14 protein-coding genes and 1 tRNA gene are annotated in these 16,052 nt (G+C 71.8%); 5 read left to right on the forward strand and 10 right to left on the reverse strand.

The window, feature by feature from the left end; all coding sequences use genetic code 11:
- Window positions 1–14 precede the first annotated feature (14 nt).
- From GWK15_RS07555 to GWK15_RS07565, 3 genes are all read left to right on the forward strand, one after another.
- Window positions 15–1,010 (forward strand): Bug family tripartite tricarboxylate transporter substrate binding protein, encoded by a 996-nt coding sequence (locus GWK15_RS07555; RefSeq protein ID WP_168040684.1) that lies wholly within the window; start codon window positions 15–17, stop codon window positions 1,008–1,010.
- A gap of 279 nt (window positions 1,011–1,289) precedes the next feature.
- The gene (locus tag GWK15_RS07560) at window positions 1,290–2,708 is read left to right on the forward strand and encodes a DEAD/DEAH box helicase (RefSeq protein ID WP_168040685.1); all 1,419 of its coding nucleotides are present in this window, start codon (window positions 1,290–1,292) and stop codon (window positions 2,706–2,708) included.
- 108 nt (window positions 2,709–2,816) lie between these two features.
- On the forward strand, window positions 2,817–3,368 hold the full coding sequence (locus tag GWK15_RS07565; protein ID WP_168040686.1) for a M23 family metallopeptidase: 552 nt from the start codon (window positions 2,817–2,819) through the stop codon (window positions 3,366–3,368).
- Window positions 3,369–3,410: 42 nt separating this feature from the next.
- Here GWK15_RS07565 and lipB read toward each other — a convergent pair whose 3' ends face one another.
- On the reverse strand, window positions 3,411–4,073 hold the full coding sequence (gene lipB / locus GWK15_RS07570; RefSeq protein WP_168040687.1) for a lipoyl(octanoyl) transferase LipB: 663 nt from the start codon (window positions 4,071–4,073) through the stop codon (window positions 3,411–3,413).
- Between the two features lie 30 nt (window positions 4,074–4,103).
- Between lipB and GWK15_RS07575 the strand changes: the two genes are divergently transcribed.
- Window positions 4,104–4,189, forward strand: a tRNA-Leu gene (locus tag GWK15_RS07575).
- Between the two features lie 85 nt (window positions 4,190–4,274).
- Here GWK15_RS07575 and GWK15_RS07580 read toward each other — a convergent pair.
- The 8 genes from GWK15_RS07580 to GWK15_RS07615 form a co-directional block, all read right to left on the reverse strand.
- Window positions 4,275–4,973 carry a hemerythrin domain-containing protein gene (locus GWK15_RS07580; protein ID WP_168040688.1) on the reverse strand — a complete coding sequence of 233 codons (699 nt, stop codon included), beginning with the start codon at window positions 4,971–4,973 and terminating at the stop codon, window positions 4,275–4,277.
- A gap of 86 nt (window positions 4,974–5,059) precedes the next feature.
- Window positions 5,060–5,560 carry a VOC family protein gene (locus tag GWK15_RS07585; RefSeq protein ID WP_168040689.1) on the reverse strand — a complete coding sequence of 167 codons (501 nt, stop codon included), beginning with the start codon at window positions 5,558–5,560 and terminating at the stop codon, window positions 5,060–5,062.
- A complete protein-coding gene (locus GWK15_RS07590) occupies window positions 5,560–6,225 on the reverse strand; it encodes a glutathione S-transferase family protein (RefSeq protein ID WP_168040690.1) in 666 nt (221 codons plus the stop codon). Before GWK15_RS07590 ends, GWK15_RS07585 begins: the two co-directional genes overlap by 1 nt.
- 15 nt (window positions 6,226–6,240) lie before the next feature.
- Complete coding sequence (locus GWK15_RS07595) at window positions 6,241–6,903, reverse strand: hypothetical protein (RefSeq protein ID WP_209442088.1); 663 nt, start codon at window positions 6,901–6,903, stop codon at window positions 6,241–6,243.
- A gap of 27 nt (window positions 6,904–6,930) precedes the next feature.
- Entirely contained in the window at window positions 6,931–7,437 is a 507-nt protein-coding gene (locus tag GWK15_RS07600; RefSeq protein WP_168040691.1) for a c-type cytochrome, read from the reverse strand.
- 161 nt (window positions 7,438–7,598) lie between these two features.
- A complete protein-coding gene (locus tag GWK15_RS07605) occupies window positions 7,599–9,179 on the reverse strand; it encodes an ABC transporter substrate-binding protein (RefSeq protein ID WP_168040692.1) in 1,581 nt (526 codons plus the stop codon).
- 65 nt (window positions 9,180–9,244) lie between these two features.
- Entirely contained in the window at window positions 9,245–10,678 is a 1,434-nt protein-coding gene (locus tag GWK15_RS07610; protein ID WP_168040693.1) for a tetratricopeptide repeat protein, read from the reverse strand.
- Between the two features lie 103 nt (window positions 10,679–10,781).
- On the reverse strand, window positions 10,782–12,161 hold the full coding sequence (locus tag GWK15_RS07615) for a tetratricopeptide repeat protein (protein WP_168040694.1): 1,380 nt from the start codon (window positions 12,159–12,161) through the stop codon (window positions 10,782–10,784).
- Between the two features lie 54 nt (window positions 12,162–12,215).
- On the opposite strand from GWK15_RS07615, the gene GWK15_RS07620 reads away from it, so the two are divergent.
- Window positions 12,216–14,489 (forward strand): NADP-dependent malic enzyme, encoded by a 2,274-nt coding sequence (locus GWK15_RS07620; RefSeq protein ID WP_168040695.1) that lies wholly within the window; start codon window positions 12,216–12,218, stop codon window positions 14,487–14,489.
- A 26-nt stretch (window positions 14,490–14,515) separates the two neighbouring features.
- Here the strand turns inward: GWK15_RS07620 and GWK15_RS07625 are convergent, their stop codons facing one another.
- On the reverse strand, window positions 14,516–16,027 hold the full coding sequence (locus GWK15_RS07625; RefSeq protein ID WP_168040696.1) for a hypothetical protein: 1,512 nt from the start codon (window positions 16,025–16,027) through the stop codon (window positions 14,516–14,518).
- Between the last annotated feature and the right edge of the window lie 25 nt (window positions 16,028–16,052).

Here is a 16,052-nt window from a genome sequence, read left to right on the forward strand (position 1 = left end):
ACCGGGGAAACGCCATGACCATCGACAACACGCCGCGTCGCGGCGCCTCCCGCCGCGCCCTGATTGCCGCCGCCGCGGGGGCCGCGCTCGCGCGGCCGGCGTTCGCGCAGGAATGGCCGACGCGGCCGATGCGCATCATTGTCCCCTACACGCCGGGCGGCACCACCGACATCGCGACGCGCCTGGTCGCCGAGCCGCTCTCCCGCGTGCTCGGCCAGCCCGTGGTCGTCGAGAACCGTCCCGGTGCGAACAGCATCGTCGGCGCGGCGGCGGCGGCGACCTCGGCGCCCGACGGCTACACGCTGGTCATGGTGCTGCCTGCCCATGCCGCCAACGCGACGCTGCAGGCCGGCAAGATGCCCTTCGACGCGCTCACTTCTTTCGCGCCGGTGTCGCTGGTGGTGCAGGCGCCGCTCGTCCTCGCCGGCAGCAGGCATGTCCCGGCGGAGGATTTCCGTGGCTTCGTCGAGTACATCCGCGCCCGCCCCGGCCGCGTGAACTACGGATCGAGCGGCATCGGCGCGACCGCGCATCTCGCCATGGAACAGCTCGCGCTGCGGCTGAACCTGCGCATGGAGCACGTGCCCTATCGCGGCACGCAGCCGGCGCTGCAGGACCTCATGGTGGGCAATATCGGCCTGATGTTCGACACCTATTCGACGCTGAAGCCGCAATTCGAGGCCGGCAATGTCCGCCCCCTCGGCATCGCGACCGTCACGCGGCCCGACTTCGCGCCGAACCTGCCGACCATCATCGAGGCCGGGCTGCCCGACTTCGCCGCCTCCTCCTGGTGCATGCTGCTCGCCCCGGCGCGCACGCCGGATGCGGTCAACGAGCGCATCGCGCGCGAGGTCCGCGCCATCGTGATGGAACCGACGATGAAGAAGCGGCTCGAGGATCTCGGCTTCGTCGCCGAGGGCCGCGCGCCGGCGCCGACCGGCGAATTCCTCCGCGCCGAGGTCGCCCGCTGGGGCGAGGTGATCCGTACCGCGAATATCCGCGTGGAGTGACGCACCGGGGCGGCATCCACCGCCGCCCCGCTGATTTTCCTTGTTTTTGCGACTGCGAAGGCGCATACGCGTCGGATCGCGCGGATGATCTGCGCGCCACGCGCCAGCCCGGCCGCGTGATCGGTCCCCGCCGCTTCCCTTCGCAGAAGGCGTGAAGCGCGGTGCGGGCCCGGGCCGGGACAGGCGCGCCACCTACCGGACGGTCCCAATCCCGCGGGGCTTTCTCACCGCAGCGACGCGCGCCGCGCATGAACCGGCGCGCGCGTGACAGGACGCATCTTGACCACGACCTTCGAGGCGCTTGGCCTCGACACTCGTATCCTCCAGGCGCTTGCCGAGGAGGGCTATTCCTCTCCCACCCCCATCCAGGCGCAGTCCATTCCGTCCGTGATGGAAGGGCGCGACCTGCTCGGCATCGCGCAGACCGGCACCGGCAAGACGGCGGCCTTCAGCCTGCCGATCCTGCACCGTCTGGCGCAGCAGACCGGCCGGCCGCCGCGCTACGGCTGCCGCGTGCTGGTGCTGAGCCCGACGCGCGAACTCGCCTCCCAGATCGCCGACAGCGTGCGCGCCTATGGGCGGCACCTGGGGCTGTCCACCACCGTCGTCTTCGGCGGCGTCGGCTTCGGCGGGCAGAAGAGCGCGCTCGCGCGCGGCGTCGACATCCTCGTCGCCACGCCGGGCCGGCTGCAGGACCTGATCGACCAGGGCGCGGCGCGGCTCGACCACGTCACGACGCTGGTGCTCGATGAAGCCGACCAGATGCTCGACAAGGGCTTCCTGCCGGCCATCCGCCGCCTGCTGAAGGCGATCCCGCAGCAGCGCCAGACGCTGTTCTTCAGCGCCACCATGCCGGCCGAGATCAACAAGCTCGCCGCCGAGATGCTGACCGACCCGGTGCGCGTCGCCGTCGCTCCCGTGGCGACGACGGCCGAGAAGGTCGCGCAGCGCGTCATCCACCTGCCCGCGGGCGGCAAGCGCCAGGCGCTCGCCGAGCTGCTGCGCATGGAGGGCATCGGCCGCACGCTGGTGTTCAGCCGCACCAAGCACGGTGCCGACCGCATCGTGAAGCAGCTCGACCAGGACGGCATTGCCGCCAACGCCATCCACGGCAACAAGGCGCAGAACGCGCGCGAGCGTGCGCTCGCCGCCTTCCGCGACGGCTCGGCGCCGGTGCTGGTGGCGACCGACATCGCCGCGCGCGGCATCGACGTCGATGGCGTCACGCACGTCATCCAGTTCGACCTGCCGGAAGTGCCCGAGACCTACGTCCACCGCATCGGCCGCACCGCGCGGGCCGGCGCGACGGGCGAGGCGATCGCGCTCTGCTCGCATGAGGACCGCGACAAGCTGCGGGCGATCGAACGGCTGATCCGCCAGCAGATCCCGGCGGAGACGCGCAGCGGTGCGGCGACGCCCGAACCCGCGCGTGCCCCCGCGCCGCGCCAGCCGCAGCAGCAGAAGCCGCCGCGTGGCGCGCACAAGCCGCAGCGCCAGCCGCAGCACCGCCCTGGCGGCCATGCGACGCCGGCCGAGCCGAAGCGCCAGGCCGAGCCGCCGCGCCCGCAGGGCGGCGATTCCGCGCGCCGTCGTCCGGCCGCCGGGCAGCAGGACGCGCCGCGGCGCGACCGGTCGTGGCGCGAGGGGGATTTCCGCGACGGCTCGCCGGCGCCGGCCTTCCTGCGCCGCGGCCGCTGAGCCCGTCGCGCGGCGCGACTGTGATCGGCTTCACCGCGCGCCACGCGACCATCCTCTAGGTATCCGCGCGCCGGCCTTGCGATGCCGGCGCGTGATCCTGGAGGTTCGATGCTCTTCCCGCTGAAGTTTCTCCCGAAGGAATCCTACAAGGAGGCGCCGCGCCATTTCGGCGCCCGTCGCAGCAAGGGGAAGCGCAAGCACGCCGGCTGCGACCTCTATGCGCCCGTGGGCACGCCGATCTTCGCGGTGGCCGACGGCGTGGTGCTGGATTTCTACGAATTCTACCTCGAGAGCTGGGCGCTCGAGGTCGACCATGGCGACTTCGTCGTGCGCTACGGCGAGGTGAAGAAGACGCTGCCCGCCGGCGTGAAGAAGGGCGCGAAGATTTTCGCCGGCCAGCACATCGCCAATGTCGGCGTGCTGCAGGGCCTCAAGCTCTCGATGCTGCATTTCGAGATGTATGCCGGCACCGCCAAGGGAGCGCTGACGCAGAAGGGCAACCCGCCCTACCAGCGCCGCAGCGACCTGATGGACCCGACGCCCTATCTCGATTCGGCGCAGATGTTCGGCGTCACCGCCTTCAACCCCTGCGTCTTCCTGCCCGGCATGTCGAAGGCGAGCTTCGGCTTCACCGCCGGGATGGGCCTGTATCCGGAATGACGGCGCGCGCCGCGGCGGGGGCAGCCCCTCCGCGGCGGCATCCTAGCCGAACACCTCGTCCCAGGCGGCGCGCAGCGCCGAATCGGCTTCCTCCATCGTCGCGAGCACGCCCTGCGCGTGCAGGCTCGTCACCCCGTGTTCGCTGATGCCGCAGGGCACGATGCCGCCGAAATGCGCCAGGTCCGGATCGACGTTCAGCGCGACGCCGTGCCAGGACACCCAGCGCGTCACCCGCACGCCGATCGCGGCGATCTTGTCCTCGCCGCCCGTGGCCCGGTTCGCGACCCACAGGCCGACCCGGCCCTCCCGCCGCTCCGCCCGGATGTTGAAGCGGTCGATGGCCCGGATCAGCCATTCCTCGAGCCCATGGACATAGGCCCGCACGTCCCGGGCCGCGACGCTGCCGTGTGGCCGCGTCAGGTCCAGCATGACATAGCCGGTCCGCTGGCCGGGCCCGTGATAGGTCCACTGCCCGCCACGGCCGGCCGCGAAGGTCGGGAAGCGGGCCTCCCGCAGGTCCTCGGGCCGGGCAGAGGTGCCGGCGGTGTAGGTCGGGTCGTGTTCGACCAGCCAGACGCGTTCGGCCGCCGTCCCGGCCCGGATCGCCGCGACGCGGGATTCCATGGCGGACAGGGCTTCGGCGTAGGGGGTGCGCCCCTCGGAGACGACCCATTCGAGGGGGGGGTTTGCGGATGGCGCGGTCATCGGTTATACGCCGCGCCCTCTACCGGATTTGCGGTCGTGGCGGAATGGTAGACGCGCTAGCTTGAGGTGCTAGTGGGGGCAACCCCGTGGAAGTTCGAATCTTCTCGACCGCACCAGTAGCCCGCCAGGGCAGGATTCCCTGACAGTCAGGCGTTGAACGACCAGGGCGCAGCCGTTGGGGCCGCGCCCTGTTTCCGTCGTTCAGGCGGCCAGGGCCAGGCGGCGGCGCAGGCGGTTCCAGGCCTCGGGCGCCAGGCCGATCATCGCCGCGCCGTCGATCGCCGCCAGCGCCGTGTCGTCGGGCGCCGCCGCGCGCGCGGTGGCGAGGAAGGCGGCGCGTTCGTCGTCGTCCATCGCAGGCAGTGCCAAAGCGAGGACCGCCTGCACGCGCGCCGGCGGCACCATCGCCATCATCCGGGCGGTGACGGCGCGCATCTCCCAGGCCGTCATCAGCGTCGCGAGCAGCGGCTGCAGAGCATCCTCGGCCTCGGCCAGCGCGACCAGGTCCTCGGCGGCGAGGCGCCCGCACCGGATGAACAGCCGCCGCGCCCAGGCCGGCCGCTCCTCGGCCCGTGCCGTCGCCAGGCTCTCGACCAGCAGCGCGAGTTCGGCGACCGAGACCGCGGCATCCACCTCGCGCGGCAGCCAGGCCTCGAGCATCGGATGCACGGCGACGCGCTGGCGCTGGCCGGCGCCGGCCGCGTCGATCTCCGCGCGCAGCGCCGCGATCATCGCATCCATGTCCGCCGGCGACTGCCAGCCGCGCGTGCCGAGGGACACCAGCAGCCGCGCCAGCGCACGGCGCAGCCCGGCATGGATCGGTGCGCGGCGGTCCGTCGCCATGCCGGGTGCCGGGCCGAAGAGGTCTTCGCGCGTCGGGACGCGCTGATTGTCGTTCATGGTCTGCATGGGTCCTTCCCCGGAACCGTGCGGGATCTTCTCCCGGCCCCCGCGCCGCACGCCGCGGGGACCGGGAAGGGTTGTCGTCAGGCGGCGGCCTTGCGCCGCTGCCAGGCCTCGAGCTTGTCGCGCGCGCCGTTGCGCGTCGGGTCCATCGATGCGTCATGCGACGGCGTCCTGGCTGTGAGTTCGACCACATAGCCGTCGGGATCGCGGAAATAGATCGATCGCATCACGCCATGGTCGGCCGGCCCGCGCGTCTCGATGTCCATCGCCCGACCGCGCGCGAGCATGGGCTCGAGCGCCTCCGGCGCGACTTCCATCGCGACATGCAGGTCGAAATCGTGTTGCGCCTTGAAGTCGAAGGGGCTGTCCGGCGCCTCGAAGAAGGCGAGGAAGCTGCCGTCGCCCAGCCGGTAGAAGGAATGCAGCACCGCGGTCGCACGCCCGGTCTTCGTCTGCTCGATGACGAAGGCCTCGGCGAGCGGCAGGCCGAGGAAATCCTCGTAGAAGCGCCGCGTCGCCCCGGAATCGCTGCAGCGATAGGCGACGTGGTGGAAGGCCCGGACGGGCGCGGGGGCGTCCATCACGCGGCCCTCTGCGCCAGCGCCGCGTCGCGCCAGGCCTCGAAGCCGCCATTCGCCGCGGCCCAGGACGGGCGCGCCTTCATCGCCGCGATCCAGCGCACGACGCGGCGGAGGTCGCCGAAATCCTCGCCGATCATCTCCCCGATCGTCGTGTAGGCGACGCCCAGGAAGTCCGCGAGGTTGGGCTGCGCGCCACCCAGATAGGGGCCGGCATCGGTCAGCATGTGGTCGTTGAGGATGCGCAGCAGGGACTGCGCTTCCTTCCGGCAGGCGGCGCTGACCGCCTCCTGCACCTCGGGCGCATGGGCCGTGTGCGGCATCACCACGGGATAGACGACCCCGTAGCCGAAGCAGCGGTAGAAGGAGGTGTTGAACCAGTCCATCTGCGCGTTCACCCGCGCGCGGCCCTGCGGATCCGAGGGATAGGCGGGCGAGGCCGAGACCTCCGCGAGGTACTTCAGGATCGCCGAGCCCTCGTTCAGCAGGAAGCCGTCGTGGTCGAGCAGCGGCACCTTCCCGTTCGGGTTCTTCGCGAGGTAGGCCGGCTGCATCTGCTCGCCGCCGAAGAGGTTCACCGGCACGAGCTCGAGCGGAATGCCGGCCTCATGCGCGAGCATCACGATCGGGCGGCAGGTCGTCGATCCGTCGAAATAATAGAGCTTCATGGTGCGTGTCCTACCTTACTGGCTCGGTGTGGCCGGGTGCGTGTGCGCCACCGTTGCGGGCGGCTGTTCCATCTCGGCATAGGGGTGCCCGGCGCAGCCCACGCCCGGATTGGTCGCGTTGAACAGGCCGGCCGGGTTCTCCTTCCACAGCCAGACATGCAGGTCGTAGTGGTGCAGCGCGGCCGGCATCAGCGGCTCGTGCCCGGCCATGGGCCCGTCGAAGGGCCGGCCGAACAGCGTCGGGCGTTCCGCCACGCCCGTCGCGAGCGGGACGAACCACTCGGCCGCGACCAGGCGCAGCGTGCCGCGCGGGCCCGGTTCGTAGACCAGGATCTGCGGGCGCATCGGGTCGACCGTCGGGCCGATCAGCGCGGGGTTGAGGAAATGCACGCCCATCCCGCCGACCGGGTATTCGACGCAGCCCAGCGTCGAGAGGTAGCCCTCCCGGATCGCCACGCGCGGATCCTGGTACTTCGCCAGCGCATCGCGCACCGCCGCGAGCTCGGGCGGCAGGTTCGGCGCGCGGACCGGGGCCGAGGTCCGGTGCCGTGCACGATGGCCCTCATGGCCGAGGGCGCTGCTCAGCGTGCTCGTGGCAAGCCCGGCGGCCAGGATCGAGCCGAGCAGGAGCACCCCCTTGCGGAGGAAGTCGCGGGTGGTGCCATGGGTGCTGCTCATCGGGATCCTCCCTCGGTTGGGGCGCGATCAGCGCCCGGGAACGACGACCGTCAGGTAGGGCGCGGGCGGGGTCTCGCTGGCGCCGGCCATGCGGGGCACCTCGTTGCGGACGGGCGGCAGGCTGCGCAGGTAGCGGGCCAGCGCGCGGGCATCCGCATCGTTCAGCGCCGCATAGGAATGCCAGGGCATCACCGGGGCGAGGACGCGCCCGTCCGGCCGCACGCCGGTGCGCACGGCGCGGACGATGTCGGCCTCGCTCCAGCTGCCGAGGCCGGTCTCGCGGTCCGGCGTCAGGTTGGGCGGGTAGAAGACCCCGACCTCGGGGATGCCGAAGCCGATGCCCGATCCCGCCAGGTGCAGGCGCGGATCCGGCTGGCCGGCGAGCGCGCCGCCGGTGTGGCAGCCGCCGCAATCCATGATGCGGGAGAGGTATTCGCCGCGGGCGTTCGGCCCCGGGGTCGCCTGCTGGGCGGCGGCCGGGGTGGTGGCGACGAGCGCCGCGAACAGGGCGGCGCGCTGGAAGAAGGTCATCATCGTCGGGGCTCCTGAGGACGGGACATCGCGCCCTCGCTTCGGAGCCACTTTCGTCAGCGCAACCTTCCGGAGCCATCGCCGGAGTTTTCCGGGACTTTCCGGAAGCTTTCCCGCCGGTGACCGATGTCACACGGCGGGACCCGTCACCTTCGCCGCTGCGACTATGCCCGGCGGATGTTCCAGGGATAGGCCGCGGTGCCCTTCACGAAGCCCGACAACCCGCTGCGGTAGGCGGTGTTGATGAAGAACTGGCCGAGCGGCAGCACCGGGACGTTCTCGAAGGATTCCTGTTGGATGCCGTCGGCGAGGCGCTTCTGCTCGGCCTCGGTCTCCGCGACCAGCCATTGCCGCGCGAGGTCCTCGACGCGCGGGTTCGCGTACCAGCCGAACCAGCCGCTGTCGCCCTGGCCGCGTAGCGTCGCGCTCACCGCCGGGTTGATGATCGACAGGCTCGGCCACCAGGTGTGGAAGATGCTCCAGCCGCCCTGTTCGGGCGGAGACTTGCTCGCGCGGCGCTGCACGACGGACCCCCAATCGGTCTCGACCAGGTCGGCATTCATGCCGAGCCGGCGGAGCAGGTCGGCGGTCACCTGGCCGAAGGGCCCGATGGTGGGGAAGTCCGTCGGGTTGATGATGACGATCTTCTCGCCGCGGTAGCCGGCATCGCGGATCATCCCCTTCACGCGCTCGAGGTCGCGCGGGCCGGTCAGCGACGCGTTGCCGGTCGTGCTCTCATAGGGCGTCCCGCAGGGCCACATCGATGCGCAGACGCGGTAGGCCGAGGGATCGTTGCCGGTCACGCCCCGCAGATAGTCCTCCTGGTTGAGGGCCAGCAGCAGCGCGCGGCGGATCGCGGGGTTGTTGAAGGGCGGGTGCAGGCAGTTGAAGCGGGCAACGCCGATGTAGCCGAGGGTGTTCAGCACCTCGACCTGCACCCCGCGGGACCGTCGCAGCAGCGGCGCGAGGTCGGCGTTCACCTGCTCCCACCAGTCGATCTCGCCCGATTGCAGCGCGGCCGAGGCCGTGGCGCTGTCGGGGATGATGGTCCATTCCACGCGCTCGAAATGGGCGACCTTGCCGCCCGCGGTGCGCGAGGCGGCCTCCTGCCGCGGGACATAGCCGTCGAACTTCGCATAGGCGGCGCGGCTGCCGGAAATGTACTCGTCCTTGAGGAAGCGATAGGGCCCGGAGCCGATCACCTCGGTCATCTGCTGGAAGGGATCCGTGCGCGCGATGCGCTCGGGCATCATGAAGGGAACGACGGCGGCCGGCTTGGCCAGCGCGTCGACCAGCATCGGGAACTTCGACTTCAGCCGGATGCGGATGGTCCGGTCGTCCGCGGCCTCCCAGGCGTCGACGACGGCGGCGAGCGACTGGCCGAAGGTGTCGCGGCGGCTCCAGCGCGCGAGGCTCGGCGCGCAATCCTGCGCGCGGACCGGTTCGCCATCGTGCCAGCGCAAGCCCTCGCGCAGCCGGATCAGCCAGGTGCGGCCGTCGTCGGAGACGGTATGGCCTTCGGCCATCTGCGGCTGGACCTTGAGGTCGTCGGTCATGCCGTACAGCGTGTCGAACACCGTCCAGCCGTGGTTCTCGGTGACCGCGGCCGTCGTCCAGATCGGATCCAGCGAGGTGAGGTTCGCCTGCGGCACGAAGCGGAGGGTGCGGGCGCGGGCGGGCTGGGCAAAGGCAGGGGCCGCGAGGCCTGCCAGCGGAGCGGCCAGGACGCTTCTGCGAGAGGGCATTGTTCTTCTCCCTGTTGTGCCGGGAGCATCGCACCGCAGCCTCGGCGCGAACAACCCTGCTGCGGCTATTCCGGCACGCCGGCCTTGACCAGGCCCTCGCAGAACACCTCGCCATGGGCGAAGCCCGAGAGGTTCTTGCGCAGCAGCCCCACGCGGATCGGCGGGCCCATCCGGTCGCGCGCGGCGATGTAGTCCTGTGCCTCCTCGATGCGGCCGAGATGGCCGCAGCAGGAGATCAGCGTGTTGTAGTGCCCGAGATACTCGGCGAAGGCCGCGACCGAGGACCGCAGATGCGGCAGCGCTTCCTCGAAGCGCCGCGCCCCGAGCAGCGAGAGGCCGTGGATCGCGGTGTAGATGCCCGCGAAACTGTCCATCGGGCTCATGCGCAGCGCGAGGCCGGTCTCGGCGATCGCCTCCTCCATCCGCCCGGCCCGCAGCAGTCCCCAGCCATGCAGCGTGCGCCCCAGCGCGAAGCAGGGATTGAGGTCGAGCGCGGCGCGCAGCTCCACCAGCCCTGTCTCGTGCTGGCGCGCCGAGGAGAGGCAGATGCCATGCGTCATCCGCGCCCAGGGCTCCGAGGGATCAAGCGCTACCGCCGCGGCCGCCTGCTGCGCCGCGACGCGGTAGCCCTCCGCATTGTCCGGCCACCAGTAGCAGAGCGCCGCCCACCAGGCCGCCCACGCATGCAGCGCGTGGGCGCGCGCATAGCCGGGCTCGAGCGCCATCGCCTGTTCGAGCAACTGGCGCGCTTCCTCGTTCTGCTTCCGGCCGACCTTGCGGATCAGGCCCATGGCGCGGACGGCGAGGCCCCAGGCGGAGAGGTTCGCGGTCGGCCGCGATGCCGCGCGGTAGCCTTCCTCGGCGTAGAGATGCGGCTCGATCGCGGCGACCACGTTGCGGGTGATCTCGTCCTGCACCGCGAAGATGTCGGACAATTCCCGGTCGTAGCGCTCGGCCCAGATGTGCCGGCCGGTGCCGGCATCGACCAGCTGCCCGGTGACGCGGATGCGGCCGCCCGCGACGCGCACGCTGCCTTCCAGCACGTAGCGGACGCCGAGGTCGCGCGCGACGTCCCGCACGTCAACCGCGCGGCCCTTGAAGGTGAAGGTGGAGTTGCGCGCGATGACGAAGAGCCAGCGCAGCCGCGCGAGGTCGGTGGTGATGTCCTCGGTGATGCCGTCGGCCAGCCAGTCCTGGCCAGGCGCGTCGCCCATGAAGGTGAAGGGCAGCACGGCGATCGACGGCGCGCTGTCCTCCTCGGCCGCCGGGACGGCGCCAGGGCCGGCGTCGGGCAGGGCAGGGGCGGCGACCGGCCCGCGCAGCGTCAGCCCCGTGGTGCCCTCCACGACCGCCAGCGTGCGGTCGGAGAAGAGCCCCACCAGCAGCTTGTCCACGGTCGAGCGACCGAGGCGGGTGCGATGCGCGAATTCCTCCCGCGAGATGCGCTCGCGGGCGAGGTAGTCCCTGACGATCCCTGCGACCTGTCGCCTGTCGTCCATCCCGCCAGCCGCCCGTTGCGCCTGGGTCCGCTGCGCCCCATGCGCCGTTCCCGATCCTGTGGGAAGGATAGGCTGTGCATCGCGCCCTGGGAAACGCCGTCGTCTATTCCGGTACCCCGGCCTTGCGCAGCCCATCGAGCAGCAGCGCGCGATAGGCGAAGCCTTCGAGCTCGCGGCCGATCGCGGTGCGGGTGAGCGGCGGCGGGAGCGTTTCGCGCCGGGCGATCGCCGCGCGCGCGTCCTCCGGGCGGCCGAGATGGCCGAGGCAGGCGATCAACGTGTTGTGGTGTCGCGGATAATCCGTGAAGGCGGCGATCGAGGCCTGCAGGAACGGGAGCGCTTCCTCGAAGCGTCCGGCGGCGAGCAGGCAGCGCCCGTGCAGCGCCGTGTATATCCCCGCGAAACTGTCGAGCGGGCTGAGGCGGAGCGCGAGGCCGGTCTCGGCGATGGCCTCCTCGTACAGCCCGGCCCGCAGCAGCCCGCCGCCGAGATTGGCGTGGCCCAGTGCGAAGTTCGGGTTGAGGTCGAGCGCGGCGCGCAACTCGGCGATGCCGCGCTCGAAGTGCCGCTCATTGCTGAGACAAAGGCCCAGCGCCATGCGCGCCCAGGGTTCCGCCGGATCCAGCGCGACGGCGTCCTCGGCGTGGCGGCGAGCCTCCGCATAGTCGGGCACCCAGCCGCAGATCGCCGACCACCACACGGCCCAGGCCAGCAGCGCATGGGCGCGGGCGTAGCCGGGCTCCAGGGCGATGGCCTGCCGCAGCAGGGCCTGCGCCTCCTCGTTCTGGCGGCGACCGACGCGATGGATCAGGCCGATGGCGCGCACCACCAGTCCCCAGGCGTCGAGGCCGCCGGGCGGGCGGGCGGCGGCGCGGAAGCCTTCCGCCGCGTAGAGGCTCGGTTCGATCGCCGCGACCACATGGGCGGCCATGTCGTCCTGCACCGCGAAGACGTCGGTCGGGTCGCGGTCGTAGCGCTCGGCCCAGAGATGCGCGCCGGTCGCGGCCTCGACCAGGCGGGCGGCGACGCGCATGCGGCCGCCGGCGATCCGCAGGCTGCCCTGGAGCAAGTAGCGCACGCCGAGGTCCCGCCCGGCCTGCCGGACATCCGCCGAAGGGTCGCGGAAGGCCGCGGTGGAATTGCTCGCGATCACGAAGAGCCAGCGCAGCCGCGCCAGCGCCGTGGCGATGTCCTCGGCAAGGCCTTCGGCCAGCCAGGCCCGGCCCTCCGCCTCGCCGAGGAAGGCGAAGGGCAGCACGGCGATCGAAGGCGGCGCAGAGGGGGTGGGGACGGGCGCGCCCCGCAGTGCGAGTCCCGTGGCCTTTTCCGCCGCGGCCAGGGTCCGGCTGGAGAACAGCCCGACCAACAGCTTGTCCACGGTGGAGCGGCCGAGCCGCGCGCGCTGGGCGAAGGCGTCCCGCGAGAGCCCTTCCCGCGCAAGCCAGTCCCGCAGCATGCCCGCGACGCGCTTCGCCTCGTCCATCCGCCCCTGCCCCGCCGGCCCAAAACCCTCTACCCTGACTTCGGAGGTACCCTGATGGACGAGGATTTCCGCCGCGCCGCGCTCGACTACCACCGGCTCCCGCGCCCCGGGAAGCTCGCGGTCGAGCCGACCAAGCGCATGGCGACGCAGCGCGACCTGGGCCTGGCCTATTCGCCCGGCGTCGCCGCGGCCTGCGAGGCCATCGCGGCCGACCCCGCCACCGCCTACGACTACACCACCCGCGGGAACATGGTCGCGGTCATCACCAACGGCACGGCGGTGCTCGGGCTCGGGGCCATCGGCGCGCTTGCGTCGAAGCCGGTGATGGAAGGCAAGGCGGTCCTCTTCAAGAAGTTCGCCGGCATCGATTCCATCGACATCGAGGTCGAGGAACGCGACCCCGCGAAGTTCATCGAGGTGGTCGCGGCGCTGGAACCCTCCTTCGGCGCCATCAACCTCGAGGACATCAAGGCCCCCGAGTGCTTCGTCATCGAGCGCACCCTGCGCGAGCGGATGAAGATCCCGGTCTTCCACGACGACCAGCACGGCACCGCCATCATCGTCGCGGCCGCCATCCGCAACGGGCTGCTGCTGCAGGGCAAGCGGCTCGAGGACGTGAAGCTGGTCAACACCGGCGGCGGCGCGGCCGCGCTCGCCTGCCTCGACCTGCTGGTCTCGATGGGGCTGAAGCGGGAGAACGTCACGATCTGCGACATCGGCGGCGTGATCCACACCGGGCGCAACGACCTCGACCCCTATCGCGCGCGCTACGCCCAGGCCACGGATGCCCGCACGCTCGAGGACGCGCTGCCTGGGGCCGACGTCTTCCTCGGCCTGTCCGCCCCGCGCGTGCTCAAGCCCGAGTGGCTGAAGCACCTGGCGCCGAAGCCGCTCGTGCTCGCGCTGGCCAATCCGGAACCGGAGATCCTGCCCGAGGCGGTGCGCGCCGCCCGGCCGGATGCGATCGTCGCCACCGGCCGCACGGACTACCCGAACCAGGTCAACAACGTCCTCTGCTTCCCCTTCATCTTCCGCGGCGCGCTCGATGTCGGCGCGACCACGATCAACGAGGAGATGAAGATCGCGACGGCGGACGCGATCGCCGCTCTCGCCCGCGTCGAGGCCTCCGAGGTCGTCGCCGCCGCCTATGGCGGCCAGGCGCCGGTCTTCGGTCCCGACTACATCATCCCCAAGCCCTTCGACCCGCGCCTGATCCTCGAGATCGCGCCGGCGGTCGCGAAGGCGGCGATGGATTCCGGCGTGGCGACGCGTCCGATCGCGGATTTCGAGGCCTATCGCCGGGAACTGGAACGCAACGTCTTCCGTTCGGGCAACCTGATGCGCCCGGTCTTCGAGGCCGCGCGCAAGCGCCCCCGCCGCGTCGCCTATGCCGAGGGCGAGGACGAGCGCACGCTGCGCGCCGTCCAGTCCGTGGTGGATGAGGGAATCGCCGAGCCGATCCTGGTCGGACGCCGCCCTGTCATCGAGGCGAAGGTCAGGGCGCTCGGCCTGCGCATGGACCTCGGCGAGAGCGTGCGCATCGTCGACCCGACCGCGGATGCCGAGCTGTTCGGGCCGCTGACCGAGCTCTACCGCCTCAAGGTCGGGCGCCGCGGTACCCCGCCTGACGCCGCGGAAAAGCGTGTCGCGACGCGCGCGGCCGTCGCCGCCTCCCTGCTGCTCGAGGCCGGGCACGCGGATGCGGCCATCTGCGGCGGCCTCGGCGACTGGATGGGGCAGTGGAAGCACGTGCTCGACATCATCGGCAAGCGGGACGATGTCGGCCGGGTCTATGCGCTGTCCGGGGTCGTGACGCGCGCCGGCGAGCACCTGTTCGTCGTCGACACGCATCTCTGCCTCGAGCCCACCGCCGAGCAGATCGCGGAGATGACGCTGCTCGCCGCCGAGCAGGTGCGCGCCTTCGGCATCACGCCCAAGGTCGCGCTGCTGTCGCATTCCTCCTTCGGGGCCTCGCACGCGCCATCCGCGCGACGGATGCGCCATGCGCTGGGGATGGTGCGGAAGATGGACCCGTCGCTCGAGGTGGATGGCGAGATGCATGCCGACGCCGCGCTGATCCCGGCGATCCGCACCCGCGCGGTGCCGGACAGCCGGCTGGAAGGGGCGGCGAACCTGCTGGTCATGCCGGGGATCGACGCGGCGAACATCGCCTTCAACCTGGTCAAGGCGGCGACCGACGGGCTGCAGCTCGGCCCGCTGCTGCTCGGGATGAACAAGCCGATCCACGTGCTGGTGCCGAGCGTGACCGCGCGCGGCATCCTCAACGTCACGGCGCTCGCCGTCGCCCAGGCGAACGCGGGGGGCTGATCCCCCCCGCGCCGCCTGGCGCGGGATCACTGCGCCCGGGCGGTGATCCCGAAGCGGCGCTGCGCCTCGGCGGCATTGCCCGGCGGCTGCTGCGCGTCGACGAACTTGATCGGCTGCGGCGGGTTCACCCGCACTTCGACCGTCTGGGCCTGGCCACGGATGAAGCGCTGCACCGCGTCGCGGATGGGGTCGAGCCCCGCCGCCCCCGGCTGGGACAGCGCGCCGCCGGCCATGGCCGCGAACTGCTCGCGCAGCTGCGCTTCCGGCGTGCGGCTCTCGCGCGCCTGCAGCGCGACGAAGCGGCGGAACAGCGAGGCATCCGCATAGCGCAGCCCCGCCGAGATCAACCGCATGTTCGACACGTCGCCGGCCTGCGCGGCCTGCTGCGTCACCCCGTCCATCACCAGCGCGAGGGAGAGCGTGCCGACATCGCGGCCCGAGACCGAGAGGTCACGGATGTCGATCCGCCCGCTCGGCGCGTCGTAGGAGGTCTGGGCGGTGATCTCGCCCTCGACCGCCTGGTAGCCGAAGCGCGTCAGCCAATCGGAGATCATCGGCATGGGTTCGACGCGGATGCCGCGGAAGGCGACGGTGCCGGTGCCCGATCCGTCGGTGCGCAGGATGTCGGCCGCGATCCGCATCTCGCCCAGCCGGCCGACCGAACGCCCGCCGCCGAGGAAGTCGAGGCCATCCACTTCGATCGCCGCGCGGCCAACCAGGTTGGGCGGCTGCTGCTGGCGCATCACCGCGGCGAGCGTGCCGCCCAGGTCGACGCCGCTCAGCGCGAAGCGCGCGAGGCGCATGGTGTCGAAGACGCCGGCATCGATCGCCCCGACCTCGAGTCCTTCGACCGCCAGGCGCGCGGGCTGCCCCGCCACCCAGTTCTCGAGCGTCGCGAGGCGCAGGCGGATGGTGGATTCGCCCGAGGTCTCGACCCCCTCGATACGCAGCTGCTCGAGCCGGACCTGGTCGGGCTCGGGCGGCTTGCCGCCGGCGTCGCGCGGCACGGTCAACCCGGCGATGCGCAGCTGTGCGATGCGGACGGTGTTGTTGTCCTCCGTCGTCGCAAGGTTGCGTGCGACGAGCTCGGCGACGCCGTCCTGGCGCAGGCCGTTGATCAGGACCTCGTCCGCGGTGGCGCGCTTGCCGGTCTGCTCGAGGACGACGCCGGTCATGCGGACCTGTTCGCCAAGGCCGTCGAGCGTCTCGGCGCTCGCGTAGCTCATCCGCACATCGGCGCCGAGCAGCCCGCGCAGGCGGGTGATGGCCGGCGCCTCGTTGGGCGGCAGGCCGGGGTTCACCGCCGGTGGCGGCGGCACCTGGACCGGTGCCTGGGCCTGCGGGGCGGGGGCGGGCCGGGCCGGCTGGGCCTGCTGCGCCGGCGCGCCGAGCGGCGCGGGCTTCGCAGTCGGCAGCGCCTGCTGCGGCGCGCCCTGGGGGGAGGGCTTGGTCTGGGCGAGGGCCACGCCGGCGACCGCAATCCCCGCCACGGTCGCGAGAGCGAGCGCCCTGAAGCCCGTCCTGCCTGCAGCCTGCATCGCGCCCATCCTCCTGTTGCGGCGG

Origin of the sequence: Neoroseomonas oryzicola (assembly GCF_012163135.1) — a bacterium.
GTDB lineage: Bacteria > Pseudomonadota > Alphaproteobacteria > Acetobacterales > Acetobacteraceae > Neoroseomonas > Neoroseomonas oryzicola.

Bases quoted from the DNA above. Each gene is read 5' to 3' on its own strand.
- GWK15_RS07555 (WP_168040684.1), top strand. From the start codon at position 15: ATGACCATCGACAACACGCCGCGTCGCGGCGCCTCCCGCCGCGCCCTG.
- GWK15_RS07565 (WP_168040686.1), top strand. From the start codon at position 2,817: ATGCTCTTCCCGCTGAAGTTTCTCCCGAAGGAATCCTACAAGGAGGCG.
- lipB (WP_168040687.1), bottom strand. From the start codon at position 4,073: ATGACCGCGCCATCCGCAAACCCCCCCCTCGAATGGGTCGTCTCCGAG.
- GWK15_RS07580 (WP_168040688.1), bottom strand. From the start codon at position 4,973: ATGAACGACAATCAGCGCGTCCCGACGCGCGAAGACCTCTTCGGCCCG.
- GWK15_RS07585 (WP_168040689.1), bottom strand. From the start codon at position 5,560: ATGGACGCCCCCGCGCCCGTCCGGGCCTTCCACCACGTCGCCTATCGC.
- GWK15_RS07590 (WP_168040690.1), bottom strand. From the start codon at position 6,225: ATGAAGCTCTATTATTTCGACGGATCGACGACCTGCCGCCCGATCGTG.
- GWK15_RS07595 (WP_209442088.1), bottom strand. From the start codon at position 6,903: ATGAGCAGCACCCATGGCACCACCCGCGACTTCCTCCGCAAGGGGGTG.
- GWK15_RS07600 (WP_168040691.1), bottom strand. From the start codon at position 7,437: ATGATGACCTTCTTCCAGCGCGCCGCCCTGTTCGCGGCGCTCGTCGCC.
- GWK15_RS07605 (WP_168040692.1), bottom strand. From the start codon at position 9,179: ATGCCCTCTCGCAGAAGCGTCCTGGCCGCTCCGCTGGCAGGCCTCGCG.
- GWK15_RS07610 (WP_168040693.1), bottom strand. From the start codon at position 10,678: ATGGACGACAGGCGACAGGTCGCAGGGATCGTCAGGGACTACCTCGCC.
- GWK15_RS07615 (WP_168040694.1), bottom strand. From the start codon at position 12,161: ATGGACGAGGCGAAGCGCGTCGCGGGCATGCTGCGGGACTGGCTTGCG.
- GWK15_RS07620 (WP_168040695.1), top strand. From the start codon at position 12,216: ATGGACGAGGATTTCCGCCGCGCCGCGCTCGACTACCACCGGCTCCCG.
- GWK15_RS07625 (WP_168040696.1), bottom strand. From the start codon at position 16,027: ATGCAGGCTGCAGGCAGGACGGGCTTCAGGGCGCTCGCTCTCGCGACC.